This is a genomic window from Pseudoalteromonas sp. ASV78, assembly GCF_047806705.1.
GTDB classification, from domain to species: Bacteria; Pseudomonadota; Gammaproteobacteria; order Enterobacterales; family Alteromonadaceae; genus Pseudoalteromonas; species Pseudoalteromonas prydzensis_A.
Genome location: NZ_JBLOPA010000001.1, coordinates 1,143,409 through 1,161,236 on the forward strand (window position 1 = coordinate 1,143,409; position 17,828 = coordinate 1,161,236).

The 17,828-nt window shown below is 40.4% G+C and carries 12 protein-coding genes; 4 read left to right on the forward strand and 8 right to left on the reverse strand.

The genetic code is table 11. The annotated features are described in order from the left end of the window. Positions 1 to 140: 140 nt before the first annotated feature. Positions 141 to 1,472, forward strand: coding sequence for a dicarboxylate/amino acid:cation symporter (locus ACMVDV_RS05205; RefSeq protein WP_304185458.1), 1,332 nt, complete (start codon positions 141 to 143; stop codon positions 1,470 to 1,472). A 67-nt stretch (positions 1,473 to 1,539) separates the two neighbouring features. Here ACMVDV_RS05205 and sohB read toward each other — a convergent pair whose 3' ends face one another. Next, positions 1,540 to 2,556: a protease SohB gene (gene sohB / locus ACMVDV_RS05210; RefSeq protein ID WP_416157427.1), complete on the reverse strand. Its 1,017-nt coding sequence runs from the start codon at positions 2,554 to 2,556 to the stop codon at positions 1,540 to 1,542. A 96-nt stretch (positions 2,557 to 2,652) separates the two neighbouring features. Next, positions 2,653 to 5,121, reverse strand: a complete 2,469-nt coding sequence (locus ACMVDV_RS05215; RefSeq protein ID WP_416157428.1) for a VolA/Pla-1 family phospholipase — start codon at positions 5,119 to 5,121, stop codon at positions 2,653 to 2,655. 250 nt (positions 5,122 to 5,371) lie between these two features. Here ACMVDV_RS05215 and ACMVDV_RS05220 point away from each other — a divergent pair, with 250 nt between their 5' ends. Together ACMVDV_RS05220 and ACMVDV_RS05225 are read left to right on the forward strand one after the other, a co-directional pair. Next, positions 5,372 to 6,115 (forward strand): YciK family oxidoreductase, encoded by a 744-nt coding sequence (locus ACMVDV_RS05220; protein ID WP_304185462.1) that lies wholly within the window; start codon positions 5,372 to 5,374, stop codon positions 6,113 to 6,115. A 280-nt stretch (positions 6,116 to 6,395) separates the two neighbouring features. Then, positions 6,396 to 6,845, forward strand: coding sequence for a hypothetical protein (locus ACMVDV_RS05225; protein ID WP_416159053.1), 450 nt, complete (start codon positions 6,396 to 6,398; stop codon positions 6,843 to 6,845). Between the two features lies 1 nt (position 6,846). On the opposite strand, the gene icd is transcribed toward ACMVDV_RS05225, so the two are convergent. From icd to ACMVDV_RS05255, 6 genes are all read right to left on the reverse strand, one after another. Continuing rightward, positions 6,847 to 8,106, reverse strand: coding sequence for an NADP-dependent isocitrate dehydrogenase (gene icd / locus ACMVDV_RS05230; RefSeq protein ID WP_416157429.1), 1,260 nt, complete (start codon positions 8,104 to 8,106; stop codon positions 6,847 to 6,849). A 133-nt stretch (positions 8,107 to 8,239) separates the two neighbouring features. Further along, complete coding sequence (locus tag ACMVDV_RS05235) at positions 8,240 to 10,942, reverse strand: 7TM diverse intracellular signaling domain-containing protein (protein ID WP_416157430.1); 2,703 nt, start codon at positions 10,940 to 10,942, stop codon at positions 8,240 to 8,242. 30 nt (positions 10,943 to 10,972) lie between these two features. Then, positions 10,973 to 13,237: a TonB-dependent receptor gene (locus ACMVDV_RS05240; protein WP_416157431.1), complete on the reverse strand. Its 2,265-nt coding sequence runs from the start codon at positions 13,235 to 13,237 to the stop codon at positions 10,973 to 10,975. Positions 13,238 to 13,346: 109 nt separating this feature from the next. After that, positions 13,347 to 15,590 (reverse strand): NAD(P)-binding protein, encoded by a 2,244-nt coding sequence (locus ACMVDV_RS05245; protein ID WP_416157432.1) that lies wholly within the window; start codon positions 15,588 to 15,590, stop codon positions 13,347 to 13,349. Positions 15,591 to 15,600: 10 nt separating this feature from the next. Continuing rightward, positions 15,601 to 16,491, reverse strand: coding sequence for an acetoacetate decarboxylase (locus tag ACMVDV_RS05250; RefSeq protein WP_349768660.1), 891 nt, complete (start codon positions 16,489 to 16,491; stop codon positions 15,601 to 15,603). Positions 16,492 to 16,626: 135 nt separating this feature from the next. Continuing rightward, positions 16,627 to 17,178 carry a dienelactone hydrolase family protein gene (locus tag ACMVDV_RS05255; RefSeq protein WP_304185474.1) on the reverse strand — a complete coding sequence of 184 codons (552 nt, stop codon included), beginning with the start codon at positions 17,176 to 17,178 and terminating at the stop codon, positions 16,627 to 16,629. A gap of 443 nt (positions 17,179 to 17,621) precedes the next feature. Here ACMVDV_RS05255 and ACMVDV_RS05260 point away from each other — a divergent pair, with 443 nt between their 5' ends. Beyond that, the gene (locus ACMVDV_RS05260; protein WP_167542961.1) at positions 17,622 to 17,765 is read left to right on the forward strand and encodes a hypothetical protein; all 144 of its coding nucleotides are present in this window, start codon (positions 17,622 to 17,624) and stop codon (positions 17,763 to 17,765) included. Positions 17,766 to 17,828 lie beyond the last annotated feature (63 nt).

The window sequence follows — 17,828 nt, forward strand, 5'->3', positions numbered from 1 at the left end:
CAAGCTTTAAAATCACAACTTTTATTACTTTTTTATGGTTTTTTTTGAGCGATATTTTTTTTCATATTTATCATTTTTTTCTGTATAAAAATCTACATGCTGGTAGGCTATGGCAAATTTATAAAAAATAGATTGTTACTATGTCAAAAATCCGTTCAATGAGTTTAACCACCCGCATCATGATAGGTATGTTTTTGGGGGTTGCTGTAGGTTTTATTTTCCAAGCAATATTAGCTGGCGAAGACGATTATCTAATCCCACTTGGATTATTCTCTTTGCCAATTAAGAGCTTTTTTGTTGATGGTTTATTTCATATTGGTGGACAAATATTTATCGCCAGTTTGAAAATGTTGGTTGTGCCACTGGTATTTGTATCGCTTGTTTGCGGTACTTGTAGTTTAAGTGACCCGAAAAAACTAGGCCGTTTGGGCGGTAAATCAATCGGGCTATACCTTATTACTACTGCTATTGCGATTACAGTTGCAATTACCTTGGCATTATTAGTTAATCCCGGTGAAGGCATTAATTTACCTTCTGACGCTACTTATAGCGCAAAAGAAGCACCAACCCTTGCGCAAGTTATCATTGGTATGTTTCCAACCAATCCAATTGATGCGATGGCCAGTGGTAACATGTTACAGGTTATTGTGTTTGCATTACTGTTTGGTATTGCTATGGCACTCAGTGGCAGCGCAGGCAAACGAGTCGCAGCCGTTTTTGAAGATTTAAATACCGTTATCTTAAAATTAGTTACCCTATTAATGAACGTAGCACCTTATGGGGTGTTCTGTTTAATGGCGAAACTATTTACCACCATTGAGCTGAACTTAATCGTCAGCTTAGCCAAATACTTTGGTGTTGTAGTGGCGGCCTTGTTTATCCATGCGCTGGTAAATTACACGTTATTATTAAAGTTTTTAACCGGTTTAAATCCAATTATCTTCTTGAAGAAAATGAAACACGCGTGTCTATTTGCCTTTAGTACTTCCAGTTCAAGTGCAACAATGCCTATCACATTAGAAACAGCCACGAAAAAGTTAGGCGCAAAGAACTCAGTCGCTTCATTTACAATACCCCTAGGTGCAACCATTAATATGGACGGCACGGCAATTATGCAAGGTGTTGCAACGGTGTTTATCGCTCAAGTGTTCAGTGTTGATCTAACCATTTCAGATTACTTAATGGTCATTCTAACTGCCACGCTCGCCTCTGTCGGCACCGCAGGTGTGCCAGGCGTAGGCTTGATCATGCTTGCCATGGTTCTTAATCAAGTTGGTTTGCCTGTTGAAGGGATTGCCATCATTATTGGCGTTGACAGATTACTTGATATGACTCGCACGGCGGTCAATGTTACGGGCGATTGTATGGTGACCTGTGTGGTGGCTAAATCTGAAGGTGAATTGGATGAAGACGTATTTAACGACCCTGACGCTGCTAAAGATTTAGAGGACTATCATAAATCAACTGACTAATGTTGTGCGTGTATAAATGAAAAAAACCCGCAAATTTGCGGGTTTTTTCATTTAATAACTTTAACCTTTATGGGTTTAAGCCTTTAAAACGGGAAACTAACGATATACCCGTTTTATTAACTGTGTTACTCAAGCCAATAGCAAACTTGTCACTGAGGCTCTTTTTAACTTTATATTGCACTTTATAAATTTGTCGCTCATCTTGATGATTTAGTAATGTGTCATCACTGGTTTGAATTTTATCAACTAACCCTTTATCAATTGCTTGAGTTGCAAACCAATGCTCGCCTGTTGCAACTAAATTAATATCTAGGCTAGGACGTTGGCTGCTGACAAACTGTTTGAATAAATCATGGGTTTGTTCTATTTCATCTTTAAATTTTTCTCGGGCTTTATCGGTATTTTCACCAAATAACGTTAACGTGCGTTTAAACTCTCCCGCCGTGATCTGTTCAAAATCAACATCATTTTTCTTGAGAATTTTATTAAAGTTTGGAATTTGCGCTATCACACCAATTGAGCCAACAATAGCAAACGGTGCGGCAACTATTTCATCGGCCACACAGGCCATCATATAGCCACCACTGGCTGCCACTTTATCAATCGCAACAGTAAGGTGAATACCTTTATCTTTCAAGCGTTGCAGCTGTGATGCAGCTAAGCCATAACCATGCACTACACCGCCACCACTTTCTAATCTAACCAGTACTTTGTCTTGCTTAGAGTCAGCAATTGATACGATCGCGGTAATTTCTTCGCGCAAGCAGTCTACTTCGTGGGCATCCATGCTGCCATTAAAATCAAGTACATATAAACGTGGTTTGCTATCTGCTTCATGCGCTTTTTTAGCCTCATTTTTTTGTGCTTTATGGTGCGCTTTTAAGGCTTTTTTTGATAAGGTACTTTCAATAAAGTTATTTTTTAAATCATCGAGTTGCTCTGATATATCATCAATCTCAATTTCACCTTTTTTACTTTTAGGCTTCACCGCAGCTGCAACAATTATGGCGACGATCGCTGCCACAGCAATTACAAATGTTAACGTTTTGGCAAAAAACAGCCCGTACTCATATAAAAATTCCAATCGTATTCTCCAAATAAAAATTTCACCTAATTTACCATTCAAACAAAAAAAAGCCACTTCTCAGTGGCTTTTCATTTATCTTAATACGCTAGAAAGTTAATCAGTGACAATCTCGGTATTTTGAATAGATAACGCACGACCTCGGGTTACCAAGTAAGTGGCAATTTGCAATTGCATTTCAGTTGTCGCTGCAGCACTGCCTTGTGCCGTAGCCCCAGCAGCTGCATTTGCTGCCGGTGTAAGTACCGAACTATGATGCCCTTTAGTAAATTTCACTAAATAGCTCATCCCTTCATCCGTTGGTGCTTGCGATTGCGTTACAGTCGTTAAACCCATTAAATTAGCTAAAGGAAGTGAACCAGCAAGTGGATTATTCACTGTTGTCGGCGGAATAACCTGATCTGGTTTATTCCCTTCACCATCGCCAACCACCACATTCATATACACTGGCGTACCAAGCGCTTGAACCGCTGCGGCATAATTTGTTGGATCGCCACTATCAAGTGCCGTCTGTGCCGCAAATGAAAATTGCGTCATTACACCTTGAATATTGGCTATTTTGGCGTTTTCGTCAGCGACGGTCAAAGAAGCAATATATTCAGGGTAAGCACAGCTTACATAAGCTTGTTGATCAGCAATAACAGCACCACAGTTAGATACAGCATCCGTTTCAAGGAAGGTTGCAAACTCAGCTGATTCAGCAGTGCCTGCGGCTAATAATACAGAGCCTTGCACAAATGGGCCAAAACTCGCTGATTCTAATAAGAAGCTGGCTATCCCACCACCACCGCTAGCAAGTGCGACACTATTGACTTTGAACAAACCATCAACTTGGCTATCTAAAGGTGTGTTAGCTTGAGTAACAAAAGCGGGAGCAACTACCGAACCTAGTGAATGGCCAATAAACACTACATCAGAAGTGTTAAGTGATGTATCGTTTGTAAAGTTTAGACCTAGACGTAAAGCAAGTAAATCAGCTGCAGACTGTCTTAAATTGTCACGTGCTACTAGTAATGATTGCAAGTTCATATACGCCAGAACAGAACCTGTTGATGCATTAAAATCATCATTACCATCGTCATCCACGTCTATACCACGTTCACCATGCACTGGATGGTCTATTGAGGCCGTTGCAAAGCCTTGAATCGCTAAACTAGCCGTTAATGCCAACATATCTTCTTTTTTAGAAGTAATACCGTGTTGCATAATAACAACAGGCCAACCACCCGCAGGCATTTCAAGTGCCGACATACCAAGACTTTGTGTTCTGATAAAATTTATTACAGGCAAAATAGGTTTTGTTATCTGAACAGGCACTTCTTGCTGGCTTTGCACTTTAGGGATCGGATTGTATTTTGTTAAGTGACGAGTAATATCAATTTTCGGGTAATCATGTAATCTCCCCTCACTTAAACCTTGGCAAAGCGGCTCATATGGACCAACATCAAACATGGTAGGATCAATTTCATCTTCTTTTCCTGCTTCGCGCAGCGCTTGATCAGCTGCTTGCTGATTAAGAACGGCAACAGGGCTTGAACACATGCCTTGCCAATATGTATCAGCCAAGTTTGCAATTTCTTTCCCTTCAGGTTGAGATAAATACATAGGCAGTGTCACACTACCTTTTTGATATTGAACACCTGCAAATGCTGGCGAAAGTCCAGTAACACCTTGTGAAGCAAAGACTTGCTCAACCGTTAGCATTGATTGTTCTGGGATTTGAACCATTGGTGTTGGCAAGACTGGGTTTTGCAAGCTCGCTGCTAGTAACTTTTTAATAGTACCAAGTACCGGGCCAACAGACTGAATAGTCATCGCCCCACTAAAAATAATATCATCTTTACTAATAGTGCCACCTGAGGTGACCACATTTTCATAACTGTTTACCACGCCTTGCAGCGCTAACTGGCTCTCGGTGATCAGTGGCGTCTCCTCACTAACCAAACCATAAGTTGATGAAGGCTCGATAGAACGCCCTAATGAGTCTTTAAGTTCAGTCGTCAGCACATTAATATAAGAGCTGCCAGCTTTAAACGGTTTTAATGGAATAATAGCAACCGCATTGCCACTTGCTTTAGTGATGAAATCAACGCCAAAGGTTAATTCACCTAATAATTTACATCCAGCTCCAGCAGGTACCGCTGCGCAATCTGCATCTGTTAAACTCGCGCCCATAACAACTTCAAAAATACGCACAGATCCCGGCGCACCAGCCGAACTTTCATCAAGGCTAACATTCGCAGGAAAGGTAAGATCTACTTTATAAGGAACTTGGCTAGACCAGCCATCAAGTGCACCTAGTGCCAGTGACGGGTTAGCATAGGCACTTCTTGGCACTGATACGCCATTAGCACCCAACTCACCGGGGATATTAATAGTGCCATCTTTTGTACCACTCATTAATAAGTCATTTGGTACTGAAATAACCCCATTTGCGGGATCAAACTTCACTGTAGCTGATGGAATAACTGGTGGTGTATCATTTTTAACATCTTCTAACGTTTCACCGCCGCCGCAACCAGCTAGAGCAGCTGTAATTGCAAGTGAGAGTAGCATTTTTTTCATATTGTTTGCTCCGCACGTAATCTTTTTTTTATGTGTGTTGATAAATAAGTGTAGCTAATTTTGTTACTAATTCTTTTAAGTTTTCGCGTAATATTTAGTTAAAATAATGTAATTAGGTTATTAATAAGACATTAGACCAGTTAAAGTTAACGTAAAGTTTCAAATTTCGCCACCTTATTTTGCAATAAATTCGATAACTTGGTGTTTTGCTATGTTAAAATCAACCAAATTGATTTTTTGGACCTTTATTATGCAAACCTATAAAGCGGCTGATAATGCCCTACAAGACAAAGTGATCTTAGTAACTGGTGCCGGTGATGGTATTGGCCGCGTAGCGGCAATAACCTATGCAAAACATGGCGCAACGGTTATTTTATTAGGTAAAACCACCAGCAAGCTCGAGGCGGTTTATGATGAAATAGTGGCATCTGGCGGTCCAAAACCGGCAATAGTGCCGATGGATTTAAAAGGCGCAAGTAAACAAAATTTCCGTGATTTAGGCGCTACTATCGAACAACAATTCGGTAAGCTTGATGGTTTACTTAATAACGCAGGTATTATTGGTTCATTAGGTCCACTTGAACATTTTTGTTCTTCAACGTTTGATAACATCATCAAAGTGAATGTTACCGCTCAAGCGATGATCACAAAATACATGTTTCCTGTTTTGCGTAAATCGCCTGCTGCGTCAATTATCTTTACTTCTTCTGGCGTTGGCCGCCAAGGTCGTGAATTTTGGGGCGCGTATGCCATTTCAAAGTTTGCCGTTGAAGGCATGATGCAAACATGGGCGTGTGAAGTCGGTAAAACCAATATTCGCATTAATTGTATCAACCCAGGTGCAACCCATACGGCAATGCGCGCCAGTGTCTACCCTGGTGAAGATCGTGACAAACTAGCCTGTCCTGAAGACTTAATGGCAACTTATTTATACTTAATGAGTGATGATTCAAAAGATGTGAATGGTCAATCATTAGACGCGCAAACAAAATAAGCTAATTCTTTCGTTTATTATTTAACACGTCGTTCATTGTCATCATGCCAGTTCGTAAATACTGACTGGCGTGTTGCTACAACTCCCCCCTTTCGTCAGTTTAAGATGCAGAATGCAACGTTTCACAGCAGCTTGGCTATTAGCCTTAATTCAGCGCTCAACTTGTTATTGATTAAATCAATATCAGTTATTGAAAACAATAATTTCATAAATAGTGAACTTAGCACTAAAGTGAACTCATACCCAATGAGTTACACAACAACTAAGAGACAACATTATGATGCAAACTACAGCAAGCTTTACCCAACAAGACGGATTATTCATCGACGGTCATTTACACGCCTTCATTGAACAACAACTTTGTCAGCAAGTTACCCTTGATTGTGCTGATGTTTATCAAGCATTAGCAACACTAGTAGATGAGTTTGGCTGTCAATGCCGTAAAAACAAACACCTTGAAAATGATAGTTTAGATGTTCAAACGTTACTGCATGCTTATCAAGTTGAACAAAATCATCCGCATTGCCATGTTGATGCGCAAACCACAACCGCCGTATTAGATGAATATTGCTGTCAGGTTCCAGCAATTATTGTGGTTGCTTTAATGGATACTTTAAGCGGAACACCAAGCGATGAACATGGCGCAAAGGCAATTTATCAACGTGCTGCAGCACTGACTAACCGACCTTGTACGTATCGTGCAGCGCTTAAAAGCGCCAACGCAGCGTAAATCATGAATTGCTTAAACGCTCGATTATCCTTTGTGTGAAATCACTGCAACTGAGGATAGTCGAGTTTTGCTGTTGCTCCTGTAAATCAAATGTCACTTCACCCGTATTTAATGTCTGCGCTAATGCATTTTCAATCGCCTGTGCAGCTTCATGCCAATCCATAAAACGCAGCATCATCACCGCACTTAAAATACTGCTTGTGGGGTTAGCACTATTTTGCCCCGCTATCCGCGCAAATGTGCCATGCGTGGGTTCAAAAAAAGCCACTTCGTTATTCAAATTAGCCGCTGGCATAATGCCAATGCCGCCTACTTGTGCGGTCAACATATCCGCCAAATAATCACCATTTTGATTTGTGGTTACGACTACATCAAATTGCTCTGGGGTCATTAACGCTTGCTGCAGCATATTATCGGCAATCACTTCTTTGATAATAAGCGGCGCTTGTCCTTCGCGGGGGATCTCTAACCAGCGTCCATTACTATGTGCTTGCGCTGCAAATTCTCGTTCCGCCAAAGCAAATCCCCAACGCTTAAATGCACCATCTGTGAATTTAAGTACATTGCCTTTATGGACTAAGGTGACTGAGCTGCTATTTTGCGCCATGGCATAATGCAGCGCATAACGTACTAACCGCTCTGAGCCTTCTTTAGAGATATTTTTAATGCCAATTCCACATTGCTGATCGAATCGCAGCCGAGTTACTCCCATCTCTTGGCATAAAAAATCCAGCATTTTTTCAGCTTCCACACTGCCCGCTTGCCATTCAATACCTGAGTAGACATCTTCTGAGCTATCACGAATAACCACGATATTGGTATTTTCAGGGTGCTTTAATGGCGAAGGCAATGCACTGTAGCCCTTGATAGGGCGCATATTAACGAATAAATCCATTTCATGGCGCAAAGCAACATTGAGTGAGCGAAAACCACCACCGATAGGGGTCGTTAGCGGCCCTTTTATTGCTATTTTAAATTGCCGAACGGCATGGATCGTCTCTTGAGGAAACCAATCGCCATCGTACAACTGCGCCGCTTTTTCACCATTAAACACTTCCATCCAATGAATTTGACGCTGCCCTTGGTAACATAATTGCACAGCATGATTTACGAGGTTACGCATGCATGGGGAAATATCTTGCCCTACGCCATCGCCATCAATATAAGCGATGATAGGTTGTTCAGGTATATGCCAAACACCTTTGTTATCAATCGTTATTTGTTCACCCTGAGGCGGAATTTCAATATGTTGATAACTCATACTATTGCCATGTTTTTGTTATAGAGTGTTGATACAACAATTAAACCATGGATATGATCCTATGTCGTGGCTCTGAGCGTTATACTTACCATTCAACAATAAAATAATGACGCTATTGCCGTGATATAACACTTTACGGCGTTGAGTGGCACACTATATCGTCGATTTCAGTGAGTACATTAGACACTAACTGGCTATCGAGAATAACCCTGTCTGCTTTCAATGCTTTATCTAACTTGAGTGCATGTTGATATAAAGTATCGCAATCGAACATACCTGCGGTCCCTTTTAACATATGTACACTTTGCGAAAAGCCGTCAATATCACCCTCCGCGTATTGCTTAGTGAGTGTACTTCGCTGTGCTTTTAAGCCATCAATGTATACTTGCTTGAGTGCTGCAAATTCATGCTCTGGGAGCTTCACTTCTTCATGCATTTCAATATCTAAATAACTAGCGATTTTTTGACTAAACTCACTGCGATCAATCGGTTTACCGATATGGTCAATAAAGCCTTGTTTTAAATAGCGATCAATTTCATGCTTCATGGTATTAGCCGTTAACGCAACAATCGGTGTCGTTATACCCGTTGCCTGCATAATATGTATCGCTTGTTCGCCGTCCATTATCGGCATTTGAATATCTAATAATATTAAATCAAATTGATGATCTAAAGTCGCTTGCACTGCATCTTGGCCGTTTTCAACTGCGGTAACCGTCAACCCCATACGCTCTAAGATACGCTTAATAAGCTCACGGTTTTCAGGATGATCTTCGGCGACCAATACTTCGCCAACTAAGTTTCGTTGGCACTGACTCGGCAACTCTTTTGCTGTGCTTGCAGATATTTCTTCAAAACTAGTGATCCAGCGCACTCGCGCTGGCATGTACAACGCCATAGTAAGACAGAATTCACTGCCACTGCCAACATGAGAATGAACGGTGATAGTGCCATCTAGTTTTTCAGCTAAACTTTTTGAAATATTTAAGCCAAGCCCAGTACCACCATATTGACGGGAAATCGATGAATCGGCCTGATAAAATGGCGTAAATAGATCAGCTTGTTCGGCATCTGTCATACCAATGCCGGTGTCTTTCACTTTAATCACCAGCTGCTCTTCAGTACAACTCACCACTAATTGAATATGCCCTACCGTGGTAAACTTTAATGCATTAGCAGTTAAATTTAATAATATCTGCCGTAATCGCGTTGGATCAGAGATTATCCAATCGGGCAATGGGAATTGATAATCAACTTTAAATTTAAGGCCTTTATCACGTATTTGTTTACCCAGTAATGACTCAATGTTGGCTATGGTTGCAAATAAGTCAGTCTCAACTAAATCAATCTCAAGACGATTAGCTTCAATTTTTGACATATCCAAGATGTCATTAATTAAGCCCAACACATGACGACTGTTTTGTAAAATAACCCGTATACCATGATTGCGTTCATGGGGTTTGATATCACCTAAGATAATGCCATCTGCGTAGCCAATAATTGACGTCATGGGGGTACGAATTTCATGGCTCATATTTGCTAAAAATCGGCTTTTCGCTTCACTGGCATCGCGCAGCTCTTCGGCTAATTGCTGTAATTCTTGGGTACGTAGTTGAACTTTTTGCTCTAGGTTTTTTGTCAGTTCAACATTTTCGTCGTGTAAAATACTAAATTTATTCGCGACTGCAAAAGCCAATAACATAGCATCGAGGGCAGTTCCTATTAAGCCGAGCAAGTATAAATCAATAGTGATCTGTGGCAAAACACCTAAATTAGTGAGGTTTCCCACCATGTTCGGTATAGCCATCGCAAGGTAGGCAAATACAAAAAAACGTGCTGGCTTAAAGCCACTCATCCAACTGCGTATGCCTATGTACAAACCTAGGCATAAAGTTGCCCCCGTGACTATAGTCGCCCAGATAAACCCAAAACCTGGCCATATTATCGCAAAAGGCACCCCTGCGGTTGATATAGCAGCCAATATAAAAGATGCGTATGATAACTGCGGAAAGCTTTCTTTGAGTTTAAGTAGGCTATTGAAAAATAAAATATTCGTTAATGGTATTAGCACAAAGCCAACCCAGTGCAAATGAGAGCTGTAATAACCAAAAATTTGATCGGGGATATGAAAAAACTGGCTCCAAGCAAATACCCAACAGGCTGTAAACAAGGCGTAATAAAGATGAGTCACATCCCGTGCGCCAAAATAAATTAATAAGTTATACAAACCCAGCGCAATGCCTACCCCAAAGCACAACATCATCACCATATTCTCGATGGTGATCTGCGCAAAGAAGTCTGAATAGGGTTTTAATACCAGTTTTGGCGGCGTATAAAAATAATCGCTTTCATACTTAGTGATCATAAAATAGCGTTTGCCGGGGGTAAGCGTTATTTTATTACCATAATGAAAAGCAAATTCGTTTTTTTCGACGCCACCGCTCAGATAGCGTGCAAAGGCAATCGTAGGATCGGTCATATCATAGACGCGCGTTTCGATACGCGACACTAAGGTGTTGTAAGGGAACAACACTAATTCATCTAACTGAGTTTGATTTTCCAGCTCCACAACCAACCAATAACTGCCACCGAAATACGTGGTAGTGGATTGTGGCTGTTTATCATCAAGCCAGCTTTTGAGCTGCGAACTAGAGCGCGGAAAACCATCATTACTAGCGGCTAGTAACCTACCAACTTGGAACAAATTAATGTCTTGCTGTTGCTCAGTATATATAAATACATCAGGGGTTGTTGTTGCTCGCACTTCACAAGTATAAGTTGTTAATAGGCCAATAAAAATGACACTGCACAGACCATATACTACCTTTAACAACATACAATAGACCTTCGTTTTATAAGCAAGTTATTAAAATTGATAACTAACATCCAGACCATAGCGACGGCCTTCTCCTTTGAAGTCTTCTAGCATGCCAAGAAATGAACTTAAATCAAATTTTAAATTGCTGTACTCGGTGTTGAATAAGTTTTTGCCCCAAAATACCAAACTCAGATTATCCAATTGATAACGAATATTACCATTTACTAAACTGTAACCGTCTTGCATGGCATACGGGTTTTGATTTTGATCAAAGTAATACTCTGACTGATAATCAACAAGCAATTGTGTTGTTAAAGGGTTACCAGCAAGTTCTATACGATGTTCAACGCCGGCACTGACATTCCATTTTGATGTAAATGGTAAGCGGTTGTCAGTTAAACTATTACCTAAAGGATCTACAAACTCTTCAAATTCCGCATGGGGAATATAACCCAGTGCAAAACGCATCGAAACAGCATCTGTTGCTTGATAATCAATTTCGACTTCAAGCCCATAAATCACAGAGTCACCCACATTTTCAAGTAGTTGCACCGGTGGTTTTTGCACTGATTCAGAGGGCTGGTTCATAAATACTTGCTGATCATTATAGTCGTAATAAAAAGCGGCCCAATTAAACCGGACACCTTGCGCTGGCCACCATGACTTTGTACCAACCTCATGCGCATTTAAGCGCTCTTTACCGTAATCCGCTAATTCAGCTTGCTCAGGCGAAGATAAGAAACCACCATTATAGCCACCACTTTTGGCGCCATTAGCAAAGCGATAATAACCGTGGGTTGTATCACTGATAAGGTAGTTCACTGCAAATTGACCAGAAAAACCATTGTCGGATTGCTGCCCTTGTACATGATAAAATGGCACTAAGATGCCGGCTAGATCCGTAGGATCTACGACAATATTTAGCTGTGCGACTGAATCATAATCAAGTGACTCATACGAATAACGCAATCCTGCACTTATTAACCAGTCAGAATTAAGCTGGTAATCGAACTGGCTAAAAGCGGCAATATTTTGCGTATCAATTTGATTATCGTAAAAGAAGGTAGCGGTTAAGTCAGAGGCTAGAATACCCCGAAAATCGCGGAGTATATCATTAATGTTATCTTGTTTAATTGATTCATCCGCGTAGTACAAACCGCTCGTTAAAGTGTGCTCATCCCACTGCGTTTGCAGGCGTAGCTCTTGACTAAATAAGTGGGTATCAAGTCCTAAATTCCCTTCACATAAACGTGCTGGTGAACCATCACAATTAAACGCATGACTGCGCTCTAATTGCTTATAACTACTAATAGCAACAACTTCATTGCTCTCATTTACTTGCCACTTAATATGTGCGCTGAATCCTTTACCATCCGTTTTGTGAGGCGAATCATTATTTACTTTCACGGTATAAAAATCATCACTGCCGTCATTAAAGCCAAAGTTGTCGAAGCAATTTGTTGAACCCGCTTGACTAGGGCTACATAGTTCACCTGTTAACGGGTTAGCAACTACACCGATGTTCCCCACTGGCTGTACAATTCCTTGCCAATCTTCTAAATGGCCTTGCAGTAGTAATTGTACATCAGCAAAATCACTTAATATTGATAACCGGGCATTAGTTTGCTCCATTCCCGCCGTCGGTGCTTGGGTAAAAACGTTGTTTGTTGAGTATTCATAATCTTGATGATTAATAGCAACACGAAATGCAGTATTAGCACTCAATTGATTGTTATACATAGCATCAATGTTAAATGCGTTGTTATTTGCTATACCCGCTGTTAAATACCCCGACTCGTTAAATTCAGGGCGTTTAGTGCGAATTAAAATAGCCCCACCGGTTGCATTACGGCCAAATAAAGTGCCTTGCGGACCACGCAAAATATCCACTTGCTCAATATCAAAAAAATTTACAATTTGATTGCTTGCTGAGCCTACGGCAACATCATCAACATAAATGGCCACAGGAGACGTATTCGCAGTATTATAATCAACTAAACCAACACCACGGATATTAACCGCAGGCGGCGTACCTTCTGCGGCATTTTGACTAATTTTTAAATTAGGCGCGAACACCGACAGCTCAGTTGAATCTTTGTAATGCTGATTTTTTAAGCTATCCCCTTTTACCTGACTTATTGCAATACTGACATCTTCAATTGCTTGCGCTCGCTTTTGCGCATACACTTCAATCACTTCTAGGCCACTTTTGGCGACATGCTCATCGTGTGCTTGCGCAAGCGCAGATAAAACCAGACTCGATGAGCACAGTAGCAATATACTATTTGACAAAGCTGAGCTGTGGCTTTTCATAAGACAATAAACCTTAATACCGAACATATGTAAACATACTGTAATTAGTTGTGATTATAGACTAATTTATTGATTAAAGTCGCCTAAATAACCGATGCTGTGGTTAGTTTTATAGCGACTTAAACGCATCCTCACCACTGATCTGCTGCGGATACCCGCATAGTGCGCGCGCTGTTTGCATGCCAGCCATCACAGCAGCTTCTACACAGCCCGCATTAACACCTGTTTTTATCCAATCACCGGTGATCAATAGATTACTAAACACGGTACCATCCGTTGCTAAACGGTATTGGCTAGAGCCTGTAACTGACAACACATAGCGTTCACTAGGATCGACATTTACACGCCAATATTGTTGTTCTAATCGCGCTTGATCCGTTGCATCATCCGCATACAATACCGACCAATCAAAGTCACTATTGTTATATGCTAACGGCCATAACGGCTGCAAATTAGTCGTTACCAATTGTGTTAAATTTGCTTTGACTTGTGCTGTAGCTCTAGTTGGAAAGCTGTGATCGCTTTGCGGCGGATATGCTTGGCAGGGAAATGCACTACAAAAATAAGCAATATTCTGTGGCGTATTGTTTTCTGGCCACTGCTCTTTTTCAACTAAATTTTGCATTGCAGCCCAAGTATCAAATGGTTCACTAAAACCACTCAAAATAGGCCCTTCTTCGCTTGGCGGCATATATTGCCAGCCCAACTGTTGATCTGTTTTAGTTAACCAAAGCTGACTCGCCTGTGTTGCTACTGTAAGCACATTTTTCGCTTGTGCAGCAAAGTTTTCGTCTATTGCTAATAATTGCGGGCAAACATGTTCTAATGATGCAACCGAAACCCCCAGGATAAGCCGATCAAAATCCTCCTTAAACTGCAGTGTTTTAGTGGGCAGCGAAGCGCCAAAATGCGTTTCATAACACCCAGGCCAATCACTCCAAAATGATTCTAAATTTATATTATGCTGTTGTAATAACTCAGCTTGTTCTAAGTCTATTTGTTGATAAAGTGGCTCACTTGGCCAACAAGGTAAATTTTTCACATTAACTAATGGCTGATATTCTGCACTCGTATTTAAACTCACTTGTTGTTGCAATAACACTGTAGCAACACAGTGTTGGCCATTGTCATCTGCCCCTGGGGTGAGCTGTTGCAGTTGGTGAAAGAACTCAAACTTAACGCCTCTTTGTTTTAATAGTTCATACAATGGCGCAAAAATAACATCGCCCATTCCCGCCTGCATTTTCCACATTACCCCACCGCGATAACATAATGCAATTCTGAGCATCGCAAGTGCAGCAACTCCCGCTTCTACATTTGGTTTATTAAAATCCCCCTGAGGATAGGCAAACACTAAATCATAAAATCCTCGCACAGGCGCAGAATCGACACTGTATTGTTTATTTGCACCATTTTTTAATAACCACTGGCGAAAGTCATACTTGTTAATTACAGCAAAACCATCACGGTAAACTTTATCTTTAATCAATCCAACCAGCATCGCTATCGCTAAATCGGCACAAATATAAATACGCCTCAGCTGTGCATTCTCATCCAGCAACTCGGTTAACTCTTGGTTGATCCAGCGTTTTAGTTTTCTGACGATATACCAAATCACTAAACTATCTTTCTTCTCAGAAATTTGTGGCTGCAGTGTGTGGTTACTTTGCACAAAGCTATTTAATTTATCGACAAGTAAACTAGGTGTTGAAGTGATTTCTTGATTGAGATTTTGTATATCGTTGGTAAACGTTTGCCATGCCTCACTGCCATCAGAAACCAGCGTTTGAATTTGTTGATGAAAATGACGTAGTAGGTATCTATCTCGTGATTTTTTCGTCGTTAATTGCGTGCTTTTAGCTTGGTTACTAGCGGCAGATTCAAATTGTGGTATCCATTCTTTCAGCCATGCCAGGGTCATTTTCACAAAGTCCCATACGGTAATATCTAAACTACCATTCGCTGGGTTGCCCGGTAAAACGGGAAAATCGATAGGCCACGTTTGCCACTGCTCATCAATGTACTCCTCAAGGGCAATAAAACTATGCGGTTTAAGTGCTTGTTGCCAAGTGCTCAGCGCACTCGTTGGCGGTCGCTGTAGCTTGTCATAGACAGTTTCAATGGTTTTAAAACTATTAACATAGGCACCAAACCAGACATGCAAACCATGCTCTTCAATACGTTGCCCCATTGCGGCATTACGGCCACTGGCGCCTTTTCCTCCTAAACGCCAACCTTGTTGATACACAGTAAGGTGTCTTTTTTGCTGCCAATTAGGTTGTTCAGTCAGGTATAAAGCAGCCGTCATTGCCGCAACACCACCACCAATAATAACTATTTTTTCTTGTGCCATGCTGATGCCTTTACACTGGGAGTATTTGTGTTGCTTGAAGTTGATCAAAATCCATTTTGATATAAAACGGCAGATGCACTGCTTGTGCTCCTAGCTGTAAACCAAACATTTGCGCTAAAGGGAAGCTATCTAATTGCTGCAAATGTAGCTGATAATCACCACTGAGTAGCTTAAATTGATGGATTTTTTTTATTTCTGAAGGAGAGTGCATAACAGCTTGATAGACCGCCTTATCACCTTGCCCATCGGGAAATTGTTTGAATAGTATTTGATCCATCTGCGGATTGACAAAACCCTGCAACAGCTGTTTTAACAGCGACAGATCAATACCAAGATGATCTCCATCGAACAAGTTAGCAACCTGTTCACCAAAATTTTCCAATGCAGATAACAAGCCATCACTTTGCATAGTCGCGTTTTTCGTGACAGTAAACAGCTGCTGTGATTGTAATTTTGAAGTTGGCGAAAAATGCTTAAAGCAATCAAGCGATACTGAGAAATCAGTGAGTTGCTCAACTGAGCTAGGCATCTGATAATCGCATAAATATTTATTGTAACCCCATGTTTCTCTACCGTTTATTAATGCATAAACATTATTTACGCAAATAAACGCCGGATACCAATAAAGATGGGTAATATCTTCATCATTGTCCTGCTTCTCTACCTTTGCGATCGGTAGCCAAATAATAATATCAGTCTCTTGCATCCAGCCATGCTCACTAAAGGGCGGCGTTAATGAGGCAATTTTTTCTATATCCGTAAAAGTCAGTAATGCGTATGCACCGATCCCTTTAAAATACAGCTCATCCGTTGCTACAATATTAAGTGTCGCATCGATATAGTGTTGAACTTTGAGCTGGTCAATTTTTGCAAAAAAACCATACATGTTTGCATTAGTCATTCGACATGGTGGCTTTGCAACAGGGTTTGATAAAAAGTGACTATAAGGAGGTAGTGGTACGGTCATGATTTATAATTATTTTGTTAGATAAAAAAATAAGTATAGCCAAAAATTATTACAAGGTAGTAATTTAAGTTAATTATTTTCAGTCAGCAGATAGTGGCTATATTGTTGATAACCAAAGCTATCGAAACATTTTGACAAGGGGTTCATAAACCCATGACCGTAATCGACTAACTGACATTTCACTTTAGCTTGTTGCTCTAAGCTAGCCGCAATAGGACCAACATCAAAGTGCGCTTCTTGCTTTGCAAAAATAAACTCGCAGGTCACATTTGCAACTAAATCTAAATGATGGCGAATTTGATTAGGATAAAACGCTACTAATTTTTTTATCTGTGGATTTTTTACTGCTGCTTGACTTCGCCATGCAGCTGCTCCACCGGCACTAAAACCGATTAACGTAGTTGCTTTAGTTACTCTGCTAAGAATAGTATTAAGCTTGTTAAAATAATTATCGTGACCACACTCAGAGATAAATAAATCATATTGTAATTGCTCATCAATCACTGGCTGCAAGTGCCCATTGTACGGATCAACAATAATGCTTTTAGTGGTAAATTGCCGTGCAAAGTGACTCAAATGAGCGGTTTTACCAAAAATATCACTAACAATAATGTATTCCATAGCCAAATCTTATTATTTACAGTTAAATTACCGCACAACAGTTAAAATACCGCTAAACGCCTTTTTCAAATTACCTATTTAAAATACAGCAATTAAAATACCATGACTAGCAAAATAACGCTTGCTTAAATTAAATTATTGAGGTAAATTCGCTTCTTGGTCTTAAAAAAGCCTCGCGGTTAACCTCTTTACCCTGATCCAGTAAGCCCCGCAAAACGTATATTATAAAGCTAAGTTATTGTACGGCGAGAACCCCAATTCAGACTACGGCATATTATTTTTAATAGTCGCATAAATGTCATAAAGATCGTCAACACTGTAATGAAGCTAAACACAACACGGTCTATCTAATTGTGCTTTGAAAGCTAATAAAGAAATTAGCGCACATTAAAGATAACAAGAAAAAAGTGAGTTTTATTATGTCTTATAGTTACAACGGATCTATGATCCAAATCGCACATCCAGTGCAATCAATTTCAGTAAATAAACAACGTGTTATTTTTTCTGATACACAAGGCTTAAAAAATGCCTTGTTCACTAAAGCTAGTGACGCACGTCAGTTTGTTAAATGGTTAAAAGCCAATTAAGCGATACTGAACTGCATTATTGCAATTAAATAACGCCAGCAAATGCTGGCGTTTTGCGTTTTA